Raw genomic sequence first — 16988 nt, forward strand, 5'->3', positions numbered from 1 at the left:
TGCATCCTCTACCCAACAACTTATTCAGGCTAATCGATTCATTAAAAAAAGCAGCGAATGATAGTTCTCATTCGCTGCTTGCTTATTAGTTAAATACTTTTTCTTTGAACTGAGAGAGTTTTTCTAGAGATGACTTGTCGATGTCAGCATGCAGGCTGTTACCGTGAGAGTCCATCGTTACAACTGCAGTGAAGTCCTCTACGCGTAAATGCCATAACGCTTCAGGAATACCGAACTCCAGCAAGTCGACACCTTCAACCTCTTTAATACAGTCAGCATAATACTGTGCCGCGCCGCCGATACCGTTCAAGTATACACCGCCGTGCTCTTTAAGAGCGGCAAGTGTTTTAGGTCCCATTCCGCCTTTGCCGATCACTGCGCGGATACCAAACTTCTTCATAATATCACCTTGGTACGGTTCTTCACGCATAGAAGTCGTCGGACCCGCAGCTTTGATCTCATACTTGCCTTCATCGTTCTTTAGAACAACCGGTCCACAATGATAGATGACTTGACCATTCAAATCAACTGGTGCGTCATTATCCATTAAGTGCTTATGAATCGCATCGCGACCTGTGTACATACGGCCTGAAATTTTTACAACGTCACCAACGTGAAGATCACGTACGTCTTCTTCCGAAATAGGTGCTTGCAAGTGTACAATACGTGCAGTGGATTTTGCTTCCTCAGCTGGCTGTTCGAATGCAATTTTCTCGCCTTCATTGTAGTGCCAATCCATGATTTCGCCAGTTTCTGCATTAATATTCACTGCCATACGGCGATATGCCCAGCAGTTATATGCTACAGATACATAGAAGCTTGCGGGAATACGGTGCATGACACCGATTTTACATCCTAGTAATGTTGCTTCTCCGCCGAAGCCCATCGTCCCGATTCCAAGAAGATTGGCTTTTTCTAATACATAATCTTCTAATTTTGCAAGTTCAGGAATTGGATTAACATCTGTTACATCGCGGAAAAGTTGTTCTTTCGCCAGATCATATCCAGATGAACGATCGCCACCAATTCCGACACCGATAAATCCAGCAGAACAACCTTGTCCTTGGGCTTGATAAACCGAGTGAAGGATGCATTTGCGAATACCGTCCAAATCGCGTCCTGCGCGGCCAAGACCTTCTAATTCAGTAGGGAGGCTATATTGGATGTTTTTGTTTTCACAACCGCCACCCTTTAAGATTAACTTTACTTCTATATAATCTTTTTCCCATTGTTCAAACTTGACAACCGGTAGGCCGATTCCTAAGTTATTGCCGCTATTATCGCCAGTCAATGAATCTACAGCGTTCGGACGTAGCTTTCCTTTTTCCGTAGCTAGCTCCAAAGAGCGTACAATTGCCGCTTTGATTTCCAATTGGTTTACCCCGATTGGCGTTTTGATCTTAAATGTAGGAAGGCCGGTATCCTGACAAATTGGAGATAGTTTATCATCTGCCATATTAATATTATTTGCAATCGTATCCAAACTCATTGCAGCGCTTGTTCCTTTATTCTCCTTTTCCTTCGCGGAAAGAATTGCGCGTCGGACGTCTTTTGGCAAGTTTGTGGATGTTTCGCAAACCAGTTCATAAATACTTTTTTCAAGTGTCTCTATGTACATTTCAAAATCCCCCGTTAGTATATGTTATTTTTTTGAATTATCCATCTGTTCTTCTAATTCATCGAGTAACATGATCAGACGATCTATATCCTGGAGCTCCGTGTGCTCAGGTTCAATTGCTTCCAATGTTTCAATGAATTGATTGAATCGATTTTTTAGTTCAACGACTTGTTCATTACTTTGTGATTTATCCATACGTACACCTCTTTCTATCATTGATATCGTATACGAAAACACTATCTTTTTCAATCTGATTTTGTTGTGCGTACTGTAAATGAAGAAATAATAAATAAAATATTAAAATATTACAACAAAATACTTTACAATTAACAGAATAGTTGGTATAGTAAGTTTAATAAAAAGAAAAGGAGGTCGTAGTTATAGAGACGAATCGAATCCTAGACACATAACAACGAAGGAGGGGATCCGTAACAATCCAACATCGGTGAATACGTTGGATAACTACGAATGTGAACATGCAAACTGAAGATGTATCAAATAATTAGAGACCTTATCTGTCGGTAGTGAACATACAGATAAGGTCTCTTATTTATTGTGTAATCGCATTTCCTTTCTCATATTCCTTCACTAACTGATCTAGTGAGTGGAATTCATAGCCTTGTTTCTTGGCATCACGAATGAAATCGGGGAGTGCTTCTGCATTATCTGATGCTACGGTATGCATCAGAATGACGGCGCCTGGATGTAATTGATTCATCAATTCATTATAGGCATACGCTTTTCCTTTTCGTTGATCCCGATGCCAGTCAATGAATGCAACGGACCAGAAAATATGTCTGTACCCTAGTTCATTTCCTTTTTGCAACAATTTCGCATTAAATGTCCCTTCGGGTGGCCTGGCGTAGATGGTTCTCTTTAGACCGGTAGTAGCATATACAATTTCATCTAGTCTTTTCCACTCGTCTTCCATCTGTTGTTCTGTTATATTCGCCATGTTTGGGTGGTCATATGAATGATTTCCGATACCATGGCCATCTTTCACCATACGTTTTACTAAATCACTGGCGCTTTTTACATAATGCCCAGTCAAGAAAAATGTGGCGGGGGCTTTCTCTTTTTTCAACGTGTCTAAAATGCTTTCAGTATAGCCGTTCTCATATCCGTTATCAAATGTTAGATAGACGACTTTTTTATCTTCTTTCCCTTTATAGATTGCACCGTAATCATCAAGCAATTTATCCAGTTCTGCTCCGGCGGAAGGGGGAACACCTTCAGTTGCTTTCTTGAAACCCCAATGAAAAGCTTCAGCTTGAACAGTGAAGGGATTCATCACAACTCCAACAATGAGTAAGCAAGATGCCAGTAAAATTCCTGACAAATGATGAGTCATTAAGCGTCACTCCTTTTTACTAAGCATGTGCCAAACCGCTTTTTGTATGTAATGAAAGAGAAAAAATGTTTGTCAAAACGTAAAAACGTCTTAACAAACATTTAAAGTTATTTTAATAAGTTTTCAAGCGCCGGTCGTAATGAAGGGTAAGCAAATGTAAATCCGTTAGCCAACAACTTTTTCGGTACTACATGCTGTCCTTGCAGAACGACAATACTTTTTTCTCCCAAGGCAACTTTCATTGCAAAACTTGGAACTGGGAACCAATGTGGACGATGCAATACTTTTCCGATAGTCTTTCCGAAAGCATTCATATGCATTGGACTCGGCGCTACTACGTTAACAGGACCTTCCACATTATCATTCTTTATTGAGAATAGGATTGCATTGGCTACGTCTTCAACGTGTACCCAGGAGAACCATTGATTGCCCGAACCTATTTTACCACCGGCAAATAGTTGATAAGGCAGCTTAATAAGTGGAAGCGCTCCGCCTTCTTTACCGAGCACAATACCAAAGCGAGTATATACAGTTCGTACACCCATTTCATTTGCTTGTCCCGCAAGATCTTCCCAATCATATACGGTTTTGGCTAGAAAATCATCGCCGACTACAGTGGAATCTTCGGTATATTGAGCGGTAAATGACGTGGGATAAATACCGATTGCACTTGCATTCACTAGGACACGTGGTTTCTCAGGAAGACTTCGTATAATGCGTAACACTTCTTGTGTAGCAGTTATTCTGCTATCGTAAATTTGCTTTTTTCGTTCTTCAGACCAACGACTATCATCTATGGACACGCCGGCTAAATTGACGAATGCATCTACTTGCCCGATTTCATTCTCAGGTGAAGCATAATCCGTCAACCATTGAACATATTGAACTCCATTATGCTTTGATGAAGGCTTACGCGTTAAGATTACTACTTCATGACCGTTTTCCTTCAACTTCTCAGTTAAGACGCTACCAATGAAACCGGTGCCTCCCGTAATAACCACTTTCACAATGCATTCCCTCCATTCTTTTGAAAATTAATACACTATTGCTGACCACCACCACAAGAAGCGGTATACTAAGATAAAGTAGGTGATGGAAACGTGCCGCTTATTACCAAAATATCACAACAAAAACGAGATAGCGAACGTTATAATATTTTTCTTGATGATCAATATGCATTCAGTGTCCATGAAACAGTCTTGGTGAAATTTGAACTCACGAAAGGGATGGAATTGGATGATTGGTCTAAGGACGAAATTGTTTATTCCGACCAAATTGAAAAGGCATTTAATCGTGCATTGCATTTTTTATCATTCCGAATGCGGAGTGAAATGGAAGTGAAAAAGAAATTGCTTGAAAAAGAATATGGAGAAGCAGTGGTTCTGGAAGCAATCGTGAAGTTAAAACGACTCGGCTTTTTAAATGATGAAGCATTTTCAGAAGCTCTTGTACGTACAGAGAAGAATAGTACGTTAAAAGGTCCGAGAGCTATTCAGCAATCTCTCTATAAGAAAGGTATACCCAAAGAACTGCAAACTCAAGCATTGGAGGAATATACAATGGAAGATCAAATGGCTAATGCTATGAAGCTGGCTGAAAAGACGATGCGATCGAATAGTTCACAACCGCCGGCACAAGTTAAGCAAAAAATACAAAATACATTAGCTAGAAAAGGTTTTTCTTATCAGCAAATTTCGGAAGTTCTCAGCAATTTGACCATCGAACGTGATGAAGAAGAATGGTCTGACATTACGTCTGCATTTGGGGAAAAGGCATGGAGACGATACCAAAGCAAATACTCAGGATCCGACCTTAGACAACGCGTGAAGCAATCGATGTATCAAAAAGGCATTCCACTTAGTCAAATCGACCAATTTATTGAACAGAAAAGGAATGAAGAAGATGGATACTGAAAAACATTATAGTGATATGAATGAAAACGAACTGCGTAGTGAAGTCGCTAATCTAATGGAGAAAGCACGTAAAGCCGAACAGATGGGAATGATCAGTGAATATGCAGTTCACCAAAGAAAAGCGACTCTCGTACAGTCATACCTTGTAGATCCGGCTACTATTAAGCCAGGCGAGATGTACCGTATTGAAGGAGATGATGGGGTCTTCTTTCAAGTAGACTACCTAAAAGGATTATTCGCGTGGGGTTATCGCTTAGGCGGTGAAAAAGCTGAAGAAGCATTGCCGCTAGCTATGTTGAAAAATGTAAAAAGCGGAAAATAAACAAAAAAGAGCGCTCGTGCAATATGCACGAACGTTCTTTAGTTATTTGGGGCAAAATTAAGTTTTTTACGAAGTTTTTCTTCTGAGAAGATCCATCCTGTATAAGAATTGACGACCTCTAAGTCTTCATTGACATGCGCGACTGCAACGAATGGGTAGTAACCTTTGCTTCGATAACGCAAATCAATTAAACGGACTTCATAAATATGTCCTTCTTCCGAAATCGACCAACGATAAAGGGGCGAAAATGAAGTGAAAGCTTGCATGTTCGGATCTTCTAGTGCCACTTCAACTTGAGGTGACATCGGCATCACTTCGCGCTCAAATCGTTCATAAATTGTAATGGAACGTCCGTATGCTCGTCCTACAAAATGATCAACATCTGTCGTGGCAGCAATTCGCCATTGGAAGAAGTTCATTGTAGGTGCAGTAAATATATGCGTCGCGTTAGGAATCGTTTTCTTCACTGCATTCTTCACTGCGCTCTTCACTGCGAAGCGCAATAGGTAATAGAAGAAGATGACGACATATAATGTGGACATTGTAAAGACCGGGTCTGCACCAAACACCCACGCCATGATTGCAATTACATGGAGCCCAAATATAATGGGGTCAAATGTATTAATGACTCCTATGGCCACCCACTTTTGTGAAAATGGTCGAAGGGCTTGTGTACCATATGAGTTGAAAATATCGACAAATACATGTATAAACACCGCTAAAAATGTCCACGCCCAGACGTGAAAGAAAATAGACCCGGGCACAATGAAGGTCAACAATATGGAAATCAGTAACGGCCATAGCATTACAGCTGGAACCGAATGCGTAATACCGCGGTGATTACGTAAATAGACAGCATTGTTTCGAAGTTTCAATACCGTATCTATATCGGGAATTAGTGAACCGACCATAATCCCCGCAAAAACGGCACCCATTGTGGCAGGTTCAGTTGCTACGACTGAATCGACAAGAGCCAATCCACTGATCGCAACACCCATAGCAATATGTGTACCTGTATCCAAATCATCACTCCTTTATCGGAAGAGTTGTATACTACTTATAATTATATACCCTTTATTATCATAACTAAAAGTATTTACACGCAGAAACGAGGTCCATATGCAAATCATTGAACAAAAGAAGGCATTTCAAGATGCGTTATTAACTTGGTATGAAGCTGAAAAGCGAGACTTACCGTGGAGAAGAACTGACAATCCATACTATATTTGGATTTCGGAAGTTATGTTACAACAAACACGAGTAGATACGGTGATACCGTACTATGAGCGTTTTATTAAAAGGTTTCCGACGATGCAAGATCTTTCGGATGCACCAGAAGAAGATATCTTGAAAATGTGGGAAGGACTGGGGTATTACTCCAGAGTACGGAATCTGCAGTCAGGTGTGAGAGAAGTTGTCGAAACATATGGCGGTAAGGTCCCTAATAACCGAAAAGAAATTTCCACATTAAGAGGAGTTGGCCCCTACACGGCAGGTGCTATCTTAAGTATTGCCTACGGAGTACCGGAACATGCAGTAGACGGTAATGTTATGCGGGTATTGTCAAGAATCTTATTAATAGAAGAAGATATCGCTTTGCCGCGTAATAAAAAGTTATTTGAACAAGCTGTGATGGAATTAATTTCGGAAGAGAATCCATCTTCTTTCAACCAAGCGCTTATGGAACTGGGTGCAACAATATGTACACCGAATCCACATTGCTTATTATGCCCGGTTAGAGAATTTTGTATCGCCTTTGAAGAAGGAAAACAAAAGCAATTGCCAATTAAGATAAAAAAGCAGAAAATGAAGCATATTACGCTGGCTGCCTTCGCGATTCAAAATGAAGACGGCAAATGGCTGTTGCAAAAACGTCCAAGCACTGGACTGCTCGCCGGTCTTTGGGAATTTCCGATGATCGAACTTCAAGAAACTTCTGCAGTGGAAGCATTTGCAAAAGAAAATGGATTGAAACTCAAAAATCTTCAAGAGTTGCCGCATGTCAATCATGTGTTTTCTCATATCACATGGAATATTCATGTATATCGTGCACAACTGGAAGAGTCACATCCAGAAGGTAATTTGCAGTTCTTCACTAAACAGGAAGTTGAGTCGCTGCCAAAGTCAAAACCTGTCCTGAAAATTATCGAATTGCTGGAATGGTAAAACTTTAAAACCTACCGTGAATAAAATCCTGACTTATGGGACATCATAGTGAGTACGGAGGTGAATAAAACATGCCAAACCAATCAAAACGCAATTCACAGCAAGACCCATCTATGACAGATGCGAACCAAGTGAAGAAACAGAATGCGCAACAATCGATGAATGAAGAGTTCGCTTCCGAGACGGACGTCAATCAAGTTCGTCAGCAAAACGCGCAATCCGCAATGAACATGCAGTCTTCTTCATCCGCGATGCAGTCCTCTATGAACGAGGAGTTCGGATCTGAAACAGATGTCAATCAAGTGAAGCAACAAATCAACAAAGCAGAAGCAAACAAACAAAAAGCTTCAGGAGCACGTGCGAACCAATATAAAGGTTCAAACTAAGCGTGAACATCACCGACCGGTAGAAAAGGCTATTATAAGCCATTTCTACCGGTTTTCTTGTGTGAAAAACCATGCTGTGGACCTACTAAATTTAATCAATTACGAAATAGATGGTTGAATCGTTTTAAATTTAGGAAAGCTGTTGGTATAATAGACAGATAGCAAGAGCGGCAAGGCTCAAAGGTGGTATAAAAAATGGCGATTCCAAAAGAAGGAGAAACTGTACAGATACACAGCTACAAACATAACGGCAAAATTCACCGTGTCTGGCAAGAGACACTCGTATTGAAAGGCACACGCAATATTATCATTGGAGGCAATGAACGCACGCTCGTGACAGAGTCAGATGGTCGCACTTGGCTGACACGTGAACCATCCATCTGCTATTTTCACGCGGAAAATTGGTTTAACATCATTTGTATGCTACGTGAAGATGGTGTCTACTATTATGTCAACATGAGTTCGCCATTCGTTTACGATGAAAAGTACTTGAAGTATATCGATTATGACTTAGACGTAAAAGTGTTTCCTGATATGAGCTATTTGATTCTCGATGAAGACGAATATGCAGATCATAAGCGCCAAATGAACTATCCGGAAGTAATCGATTTAATCTTGCAGGATAACTTAAAAAAGCTACTTGGCTGGATCAAACAAAGGAAAGGTCCATTTGCTCCCGACTTCATTGATGTCTGGACTTCACGGTATGGATTTTATAAGCAAATTCAAGAAGAACAAAGCTAGACCTGCTTGCATTCGTGCAAGTCAGGTTTTTTTAGTAGGAGGAACAGAATGGGCGAGAGTATTAAACGTTATCTTCAATTCGTAAAGCCTTATAATTGGCAAATTGTCTTCACTGTTCTCATTGGTGTTGTAAAGTTTGCTATTCCGCTATTTTTACCTTTATTAATTAAAATTGTGATTGATGATATCATCGGTTCGCCGACGTTAAGTGATTCCGATAAAACACAGCAATTATTTTATTGGCTAGGTGGCACGATCATTGTGTTCTTCTTAATCCGTCCACCCGTGGAATACTACCGTCAATACTACGCACAATTAGTAAGTAATAAAATTTTGTTCGATATCCGCAAATCACTTTATGCTCATTTGCAAAAGCTTGGCCTGCGCTTCTATTCCAATACGCGTGCAGGTGAAGTAATCTCGCGAGTTATAAATGATGTAGAGCAGACAAAAAACTTCGTCATGATTGGTTTGATGAATGTCTGGCTTGATTTGGCTACCATTATTATTGCAATTGCTATCATGTTGACTTTGGATGTGGAGCTGACACTCGTTACATTGCTCGCATTTCCGTTTTATGCGTTCAGTGTCAAGCATTTCTTCGGTAAATTGCGTCAACTGACACGCAAGCGATCGCAAGCACTTGCCGATGTACAAAGTTATTTGCATGAGCGTGTGGCGGGCGTCAGTATTATTAAAAGTTTTGCAATCGAAGACAAAGAGCAGGAACGTTTTGATGAAGTGAACAATAAATTCCTGGACCGAGCAATTGAGCATACACGCTGGAATGCCAAAGCGTTTGCGGTTGTCAATACGATTACCGATGTAGCACCATTACTCGTTATTGGCTATGCCGGCTATCAAGTAATCAATGGATCATTAACAGTCGGAACGATGGTTGCTTTTATCGCTTTCATAGAAAGGTTGTACTCGCCGTTACGCCGTCTTGTTAACTCATCCACTTCATTGACGCAATCATTTGCTTCAATGGACAGAGTACTGGACCTAATGAATGAAAAGTATGACGTGATCGATAAAGAGAATGCAAAAGTTTTACCATCGATTGCTGGGGAGATCGAGTTTGATAGTGTCAGCTTTGCATATGAAGAGGATGAAGTACTGACAAATATTAGCTTGAACATCCGCCCTGGCGAAACAGTTGCACTGGTTGGTATGAGTGGTGGTGGGAAATCAACGATCATCAGTTTAATCCCGCGATTTTACGATGTTACGTCTGGCGCTATTCGCATTGACGGCCATGATATCCGTGATGTAAAAGTTAAATCGCTTCGTGACCAGATCGGTATGGTACTTCAAGATTCTATTCTGTTTAGCGATTCTGTCAAAAGTAATATTTTGATGGGAAAACCGGATGCCACAGATGAAGAAGTTATTGCTGCAGCAAAAGCCGCAAATGCACATGATTTTATAGAGACATTGAGTGAAGGATATGATACAAGGGTAGGAGAGCGTGGAGTAAAGTTGTCTGGTGGACAGAAGCAACGTATCTCCATTGCGCGCGTTTTCTTGAAAAATCCGGCATTGCTCATCTTGGATGAAGCAACATCGGCCTTGGATTTGGAAAGCGAAGCGCTCATCCAGGATTCATTGGAACGCTTGGCGCACGATCGCACTACACTAATAGTTGCTCATCGATTATCTACAATTACGCATGCCGATTGTATTTATGTAATAGATCACGGGGAATTAAAGGAATCTGGTACTCATTTAGAGTTGATGAAACTAAACGGCACCTACGCTGGTTTGTTCAATCGCCAAGAACTTGTGGGATAAGAAGGGCAATTCGAAGGATCAGTGTGAGTCTGTAACGGCAATCCAAACCGTTTGGTCAAGTAACTTCCACTGTTTATTCAAACTATTTATATAAGCAAAAACGGCAGAAGACGTTAAAAGTCTTCTGCCGTTTTTATTAATAGAATTCATCTTCTAAAATATTCTCTTCATCTTCATATCGTGTTTGATAAGAAGTGATCAGCGTATCTAGATGCTCCAGCTGTTCTTCGTAATTCAGAATAGCTGAAAGGACATGAAGTAAGTGATAGGAAGAAAACTCCTCTTCTTCACTAGTTATCGCAATTTCCTTCACGAAAATATTCATAACTTCTTGTCGTTGAATAAACTCACTATGGGTTTCATCTTCGTCGAAATCCGCCTTTAGTTTACCGACGAATTTCAGATGAAGCTGTTCATGATAGACTAGTAATGATTCTAGACGCTCTTGAATCATCATTCGGAAATGCTCTGGGAGATTGATGAGTTCATTTTCAAACTTATGCAGCCTTTTTAGGACGTCATAACTACTCCTAGTTGTACCGATCAATTGGCGATAGACAACAAGTCGTCTCGCTTTTGCGGCAGAAGTTTTTTTGAAATAGCTGCGCTCTTCTTTAAATAATAAGTACAGCTGATCAATTTGTATCAGACGTTCTTTTAACTTACTCAACGATTTCTTCATAGCTGTGTGTTCAGAGGCTTGACGACCAGCTAGACGCGTCCAACGAATAATTTCATCCTGTGCCTGATGAATCGCCTGAAACAGTTTCGTTTCATATTTCGGCGGCATAAATACTAGATTCACAATGAATGCTGCTAGTACACCTACCAAAATTGTACCTACACGAAGAAGGGCAAATGTTAAGAAGGCATCATCTTTTACCTCCATCACCGCAATCATCGTAACAAGTGCGAGTGACATAGACTTTTCGAGTCCAAGTTTCAACATAATAGTCATAACGATGACAGCTGCCAAACCGACAATTATTAATTGAGGTCCGAAGATGAGTGTGAATAAGACTGCTATAGTGGCACCGATTAAATTACCTTGCAATTGTTCAACTATTGTTAAGTACGATCTGTAAATAGAGGGTTGGATTGCGAATATAGCTGCAATACCCGCGAACACTGCTGTAGGTAATTCTAGTAAATTTGCGAGAAACAGAGCAAATACAATCGCAATACCCGTCTTAAAGACGCGGGCACCAAGTTTCATTGGGTAATTCCTTTCCTAAAAGCTCTTTTATGCTTACTTTACAATATACGCATAATACGGTCAATTGTTCTAATTTAAAGTGTTTTAAATGCACGATCTACTGCTTCCAGTGTTTCGTTTATATCTGATTCTGTATGAGCAGAAGTTAAGAACCACGCCTCATACTTAGATGGCGCCAAGTTGATGCCGTTTTTTAGCATTTCTTTAAAGAACCGTCCAAAGATTTCACCGTCTGTCGCTTCAGCTTGCTTGTAGTTTTCCACTTTGACGTCTGTGAAAAACAAAGTAAGTGCGCCTCCTAGACGATTAATCGTCAATTGAACACGGTGTTTTTGAGCCAATTTTAAAATGCCGTCTTCAAGTAAACCACCTAAGCGATCCATCTCATCATAGATACCTGGTTCTTGAAGCACTTCGAGGCAAGCAATTCCTGAAAGCATAGAGGCAGGATTTCCAGCCATTGTTCCAGCTTGATAAGCAGGGCCGAGTGGAGCAACTTGTTCCATGATTTCTTTTTTACCGCCGTAAGCACCGATTGGCAAGCCGCCACCGATAATTTTTCCGAAAGCTGTTAAATCGGGTTGGAGTCCAAGTAACGTCTGTGCCGCGCCATAATGAAAACGGAATGCTGTAATGACCTCGTCGTAGACAGTCAAAACACCTCGTTCTTTAGCTAAATCATGAACAAGTTCCAAGAAACCTTCATTCGGCTCGACGATTCCAAAGTTCCCGACAATCGGTTCGATTAGAATACAAGCCAGTTCATCCCCCCATTGTTCCATTGCTGCTTTATAGCTTTCGGGATCATTGAACGGAATGGTAATGACCTCTTTCGCGATAGAAGAAGGGACGCCTGCAGAATCTGGTGTTCCTAATGTAGCGGGACCTGATCCAGCAGCTACTAATACTAGATCCGAGTGACCGTGATAGCAACCTGCGAATTTCATGATCTTCGTACGTCCAGTATATGCTCTTGCTACACGAATTGTTGTCATGACAGCTTCTGTACCAGAATTAACGAAGCGGACTTTGTCCATTCCTGGAATAGCTTCTTTTAACATTTTGGCAAATTGTACTTCGTGACGTGTAGGTGTACCGTACAGTACGCCTGTTTGCGCTGCCTTCGTAATTGCTTTTGTAATGTGTGGGTGCGCGTGTCCTGTAATGATTGGACCGTATGCTCCCAAGTAATCAATATAACGATTGCCATCTACATCATAGAAATAAGCGCCTTCTGCACGTTCCATGACAGTAGGTGCACCTCCGCCAACAGCTCCGTAAGCTCGAGCTGGGCTGTTAACACCGCCCACAATATGTTCACATGCTTCTGCGTAGATCGCTTCTGAATTTTTTCGGTTCATTAGTTAATTCCTCCAAATCAATTATACGTTATCCATTTTACCATTAATCGGAGTGAAGTCTCTACTTTCAGAGTGGAGTATAGGTAAATTGTAAAATTCAAATACTTCCGATACGATAAGTAGGGAGAGACCGAAGTATGCTATTCGTCTTTTTATAAAAGGAGGATTCTCAATGGAAAAATTAGAAGGAAAACAAGCACCGGCATTTTCGTTAGCAAATGAAAATGGCGAAATGGTTTCATTAAATCAATTTAAAGGGAAAAATTATGTAGTGTTGTATTTTTATCCGAAAGACTCAACACCTGGTTGTACGACAGAGGCTTGTGATTTTCGTGATGCGCAAGCGGATTTTGAAGGGTTGAATGCGGTAGTGCTAGGTGTCAGTCCTGATCATGCAACTTCTCATCAAAAGTTTATCGAGAAGCACGGCTTGCCATTTTCTTTACTTGTAGATGAAGATCATGCGGTAGCTGAACAGTATGGAGTGTGGAAGCTAAAGAAGAACTTCGGTAAAGAGTATATGGGAATAGAGCGATCTACATTCTTGATTGATCCAACGGGTACAGTAGTAAAAGAATGGCGAAAAGTTCGTGTGAAAGGTCATGTAGAAGATGCACTGGCGACACTTGAGCAACTGACGAACTAGGAGGTGGACGTATGAAGATTTTATTCACTTTTAAGATCAAAACTTCATTTAAAGAGCAATTAAAAGAGAAATATCCTACTGTTGAATTCATGTATACAACGAATATTAATGAAGTCCCATTAAAAGATATAGAAGTAATCGTGACAGATGGTGGGGATTTGAAATCAGAACACGTTACTAAAGCTACTGAACTGAAGTGGGTGATGGTTGCGGCTGTAGGAGTCGATACATTGCCGATCGAAGAACTTCAGGCGCGGGATGTGCTAGTCACGAATTCGCATGGGGTTCATAAAATGCCATTAGCTGAATCTGTACTGGCTCATTTGTTATCCCTTGAAAGGGGATTGCCGGGCATCTACAAAAGAGAGACTGAGAAAAAGTGGGAGCTAGACTCTTTACCTGGCGAAGTGAATCACTCGACTGCTTTGATAGTAGGAACGGGAGCGATTGGCGGAGAAATTGGAAGCCTGTTGCAGGCATTTCATGTACACACAATTGGATGTAACCGTTCGGGGCATTCAAGTCCTTATATGGATGAAACGATTTCTTTAGATCACATTCTCGAAAAGCTTCCTCAAGTCGATTATGTGATTTCCATATTGCCAAGCACTCCTCAAACACGGTGGATTTATCAACCAGAGCATTTTCGCGCAATGAAAGAGACGGCCGTTTTTATGAATGTGGGCAGGGGAGACGCAGTGAAAGAGCAGTATGTGTTGGACGCGTTAAAACAAAATGAAATCCGTCATGCAGTCCTTGATGTCTTTGAAACAGAGCCGTTACCTAAAGATAGCCCATTTTGGGAATTGCCGAACTGTACGGTATCTCCGCATATGTCCAGTCTTTCTGATCAATACATTAAACGTTCTTTAGATATTATGGATGCCAACCTTGAGAAATGGGTGGCGGGAGATCCAGATCTGATCAACCAAGTAGATCTGGCAAGAGGTTATTAATATTGCGTTATCAGCAGAAAAGTTGACATTACACCCCAAAGTTGAGTAAACTAATTATAATGATTATAAAGAAGTAATCCTTATGAAGTGAGGTGCATTACGATGCCTGGAGTGTTCTTAAAAGATGCGTTAGTGACATTGAAAGAAAGTGGTGTGAGAATTACTCCGCAACGACATGCGATTCTCGAGTATTTAATCACATCCCATTCACATCCAACTGCTGATGAAATCTATAAAGCGCTAGAAGAAGATTTTCCTAATATGAGTGTGGCGACAGTTTATAACAACTTGCGTGTATTCCAAAACTCCGGATTAGTGAAAGAGTTGACGTATGGAGATGCATCAAGTCGTTTTGATTTCGTGACACATGATCATTACCATATTATTTGTGACGATTGTGGAAAGATCGTAGATTTCCATCATCCTGGTCTGGAAGAAGTAGAACGTCTTGCAGCGCATGTAACAGGATTCCAAGTAAATTCACATCGACTAGAAGTGTATGGAACTTGTCCTGACTGCGCAGCAACGCAGCAAAGCCGAGCAAAATAAAAGAGTGTAGCCCATTGGGGTTACACTCTTTTATTTTGTATTAATTTTCTTGCTTCCCTTTTTTATTATACGCGATGTCGAATTCTTTACCTTCAAGATTTGGATCGAGTGTTAATGGCTCGCGGCAATGTCCGCACATATCAACGCGTCCAAGCACTTTAGTATGCTTACCGCAATTCGGACATTGTACTCGTATAGCTCGTGTTGATAAGGTGCCAATCCATGCGTACACCACTGTACTACCGATAATTGCAAGCATTCCCAAGAACATAAAAATCAGCATGACAACTTCATTGGAACGGAAAAAGATTCCGATGTACATAATGACAACCCCAATGAAAATAAGTGCCAAGGCAAATGATCGGATTCGATTTATTTTATTTTTGTAAGGCTTCATCTTAAGTTTCCTCCTAACGCTATCCTCACCTAATATATCATATTATTATTTAATTGCAGTATAAACTCCCTTTAAAATAAAGGATTTTATGTGAAATTCGTCGAAATAGAGTATTCGAGACGATCTATAGAAAACTGGGAGGCGAGAAAGTGGAACAAATGCTACGGCCAGTGTACCAAGAGAGAGCCAGTTTACCTGAAACATTAAGTGTGCTCCTCATTGGCAATCAAAGAGAAGACGACCCGATCACTGACACCTTTGATGAAATCTTATTTATTATTACCTCAAACAATGAAATACCCATTCAGACAAAACATTATACAGATGGCAGACGTAAAGCAGCTATGCACATCATTAGCGAACGACAATTAACGCATTGGTTACTCGTTGGAACAAACAAGAAAATCATTGATTGGCTCATCCTTGGAAAGGTATTCTTTGACCGCGATGAATATGCGGAACGGCTAAAAAGACGTTTATCTGAAGAGCCGTTGTTTGGTAGGGGTATTAAAATGGGAATGGAAATGGCTAAAATGATTCGCGCTTATAATGAAGGGAAAATTCATTTTGAAAGAAAACAGCATATGGATTCCTATTTATACGCGATCAATACATTGCATCACCTAGCTAGGTTCGTTGCCGTTAAACGTAACGTCTTACCTGAAAATACCGTCTGGGCACAAATGAAGAAAATAGATCCAGCTGTTTTTAAGTTGTATGAAGAATTGATTGGCAGTGAAGAGGAACTAGAGAAGCGCTTGGATTTAGTGTTCTTGGCAAGTGAGTTCTTCATCCATAACTATACAAATGAAGCAGCTGTACATTTGTTGGCTATCATGGGTCAAAAGGAATCATGGACCGTTCAGCAATTGCATGAACAGGACGAGCTATCGTTATATTCCTCGGATTTAGAGTTCTTTATCGAATATTTAGTTGATAAGCATCTAATTGAAATTACGCAAGTGCCTTCTAAAAATGAGTTGCTATTTCATAGAGAGTACCGTATTGTAAGAGCTCGGTAGCTGTCGTAGAGCGATTCTACGATCGCTCTATAACTTTTATTGAAATAGTTGTTGACTTATTCTTTGGCATCATGTTATTATAGTAAATGTCGCTTGGGAGAAACGTTCTAACAACGCGCACAACACATTCGAAAAAAGAATTTTAAAAAAGACTTGACGAATGAGAGCAAGATGAGTTATATTAGAGAAGTTGCTTTTGCAAGAAGCATAAAGCAAAAAACACGAACCTTGAAAACTGAACAGCAAAACGTTAACGAAATACAGTTTATGCATCTAACGATGACACAAACAAAATTGAGTATCTTAATTGATGCCAGCAAATGAAACTCGAGCTAATCGATTTTTCATCTACTGGGTGTCGAGTTGTAGTGAAGTGCTAGGAAGTGATCGAGTGAAGAAGGGAGCGTACTTAAGTACGTGACCGACTGAACGAGTGAAACTGACAACGCAATTCGCTGCGGATCGGCGGTCAGTATTATGGAGAGTTTGATCCTGGCTCAGGACGAACGCTGGCGGCATGCCTAATACATGCAAGTCGAGCGAACTG

The 16988-nt window shown here is 40.6% G+C and carries 18 protein-coding genes and 1 rRNA gene; 11 read left to right on the plus strand and 8 right to left on the minus strand.

What is annotated here, in order from left to right:
• Positions 1-85: 85 nt before the first annotated feature.
• The 4 genes from CSV73_RS14980 to CSV73_RS14995 all read right to left on the minus strand — a co-directional run bounded on the left by CSV73_RS14980 (position 86) and on the right by CSV73_RS14995 (position 3976).
• The gene (locus CSV73_RS14980) at positions 86-1618 is read right to left on the minus strand and encodes a fumarate hydratase (RefSeq protein WP_085131640.1); all 1533 of its coding nucleotides are present in this window, start codon (positions 1616-1618) and stop codon (positions 86-88) included.
• 24 nt (positions 1619-1642) lie between these two features.
• Positions 1643-1813, minus strand: coding sequence for an SE1561 family protein (locus CSV73_RS16645; RefSeq protein WP_099627989.1), 171 nt, complete (start codon positions 1811-1813; stop codon positions 1643-1645).
• Between the two features lie 355 nt (positions 1814-2168).
• Positions 2169-2969 carry a polysaccharide deacetylase family protein gene (locus tag CSV73_RS14990; RefSeq protein WP_085131639.1) on the minus strand — a complete coding sequence of 267 codons (801 nt, stop codon included), beginning with the start codon at positions 2967-2969 and terminating at the stop codon, positions 2169-2171.
• 107 nt (positions 2970-3076) lie between these two features.
• Positions 3077-3976 (minus strand): TIGR01777 family oxidoreductase, encoded by a 900-nt coding sequence (locus CSV73_RS14995; RefSeq protein ID WP_099627990.1) that lies wholly within the window; start codon positions 3974-3976, stop codon positions 3077-3079.
• A 93-nt stretch (positions 3977-4069) separates the two neighbouring features.
• Here CSV73_RS14995 and recX point away from each other — a divergent pair, with 93 nt between their 5' ends.
• Together recX and CSV73_RS15005 are read left to right on the plus strand one after the other, a co-directional pair.
• Positions 4070-4882, plus strand: coding sequence for a recombination regulator RecX (gene recX, locus CSV73_RS15000; protein ID WP_099627991.1), 813 nt, complete (start codon positions 4070-4072; stop codon positions 4880-4882).
• Positions 4872-5204 carry a YfhH family protein gene (locus CSV73_RS15005; protein ID WP_085131636.1) on the plus strand — a complete coding sequence of 111 codons (333 nt, stop codon included), beginning with the start codon at positions 4872-4874 and terminating at the stop codon, positions 5202-5204. The genes recX and CSV73_RS15005 overlap by 11 nt, the downstream gene beginning before the upstream one ends.
• 38 nt (positions 5205-5242) lie before the next feature.
• Here CSV73_RS15005 and CSV73_RS15010 read toward each other — a convergent pair whose 3' ends face one another.
• Positions 5243-6226 (minus strand): metal-dependent hydrolase, encoded by a 984-nt coding sequence (locus tag CSV73_RS15010; protein ID WP_085131635.1) that lies wholly within the window; start codon positions 6224-6226, stop codon positions 5243-5245.
• Positions 6227-6323: 97 nt separating this feature from the next.
• Here CSV73_RS15010 and mutY point away from each other — a divergent pair, with 97 nt between their 5' ends.
• The 4 genes from mutY to CSV73_RS15030 all read left to right on the plus strand — a co-directional run bounded on the left by mutY (position 6324) and on the right by CSV73_RS15030 (position 10294).
• Positions 6324-7370, plus strand: coding sequence for an A/G-specific adenine glycosylase (gene mutY / locus CSV73_RS15015; protein WP_085131634.1), 1047 nt, complete (start codon positions 6324-6326; stop codon positions 7368-7370).
• A 71-nt stretch (positions 7371-7441) separates the two neighbouring features.
• The gene (locus CSV73_RS15020; RefSeq protein ID WP_085131633.1) at positions 7442-7756 is read left to right on the plus strand and encodes a gamma-type small acid-soluble spore protein; all 315 of its coding nucleotides are present in this window, start codon (positions 7442-7444) and stop codon (positions 7754-7756) included.
• 195 nt (positions 7757-7951) lie between these two features.
• Positions 7952-8500: a nucleoside tri-diphosphate phosphatase gene (gene ntdP, locus CSV73_RS15025; protein ID WP_085131632.1), complete on the plus strand. Its 549-nt coding sequence runs from the start codon at positions 7952-7954 to the stop codon at positions 8498-8500.
• Positions 8501-8548: 48 nt separating this feature from the next.
• Complete coding sequence (locus CSV73_RS15030) at positions 8549-10294, plus strand: ABC transporter ATP-binding protein (protein ID WP_099627992.1); 1746 nt, start codon at positions 8549-8551, stop codon at positions 10292-10294.
• Positions 10295-10430: 136 nt separating this feature from the next.
• Here CSV73_RS15030 and CSV73_RS15035 read toward each other — a convergent pair whose 3' ends face one another.
• On the minus strand, positions 10431-11510 hold the full coding sequence (locus tag CSV73_RS15035) for an FUSC family protein (protein WP_085131630.1): 1080 nt from the start codon (positions 11508-11510) through the stop codon (positions 10431-10433).
• A gap of 74 nt (positions 11511-11584) precedes the next feature.
• Entirely contained in the window at positions 11585-12871 is a 1287-nt protein-coding gene (locus CSV73_RS15040; RefSeq protein WP_099627993.1) for a glutamate-1-semialdehyde 2,1-aminomutase, read from the minus strand.
• A 172-nt stretch (positions 12872-13043) separates the two neighbouring features.
• Between CSV73_RS15040 and bcp the strand changes: the two genes are divergently transcribed.
• The 3 genes from bcp to perR all read left to right on the plus strand — a co-directional run bounded on the left by bcp (position 13044) and on the right by perR (position 15022).
• A complete protein-coding gene (bcp, locus tag CSV73_RS15045; protein ID WP_099627994.1) occupies positions 13044-13517 on the plus strand; it encodes a thioredoxin-dependent thiol peroxidase in 474 nt (157 codons plus the stop codon).
• A gap of 11 nt (positions 13518-13528) precedes the next feature.
• Complete coding sequence (locus CSV73_RS15050; protein WP_099627995.1) at positions 13529-14473, plus strand: D-2-hydroxyacid dehydrogenase; 945 nt, start codon at positions 13529-13531, stop codon at positions 14471-14473.
• A 102-nt stretch (positions 14474-14575) separates the two neighbouring features.
• Positions 14576-15022: a peroxide-responsive transcriptional repressor PerR gene (gene perR / locus CSV73_RS15055; protein WP_099627996.1), complete on the plus strand. Its 447-nt coding sequence runs from the start codon at positions 14576-14578 to the stop codon at positions 15020-15022.
• 40 nt (positions 15023-15062) lie between these two features.
• On the opposite strand, the gene CSV73_RS15060 is transcribed toward perR, so the two are convergent.
• Positions 15063-15419, minus strand: a complete 357-nt coding sequence (locus tag CSV73_RS15060) for a YgzB family protein (protein ID WP_085131625.1) — start codon at positions 15417-15419, stop codon at positions 15063-15065.
• 158 nt (positions 15420-15577) lie between these two features.
• Between CSV73_RS15060 and CSV73_RS15065 the strand changes: the two genes are divergently transcribed.
• Both CSV73_RS15065 and CSV73_RS15070 read left to right on the plus strand, forming a co-directional pair.
• The gene (locus CSV73_RS15065) at positions 15578-16441 is read left to right on the plus strand and encodes a nucleotidyltransferase-like protein (protein WP_369802600.1); all 864 of its coding nucleotides are present in this window, start codon (positions 15578-15580) and stop codon (positions 16439-16441) included.
• Between the two features lie 474 nt (positions 16442-16915).
• A 16S ribosomal RNA gene (locus tag CSV73_RS15070) occupies positions 16916-16988 on the plus strand; the annotation flags it as partial.

It is taken from the genome of Sporosarcina sp. P1 (genome assembly GCF_002743155.1).
Taxonomy (GTDB): Bacteria; Bacillota; Bacilli; order Bacillales_A; family Planococcaceae; genus Sporosarcina; species Sporosarcina ureae_B.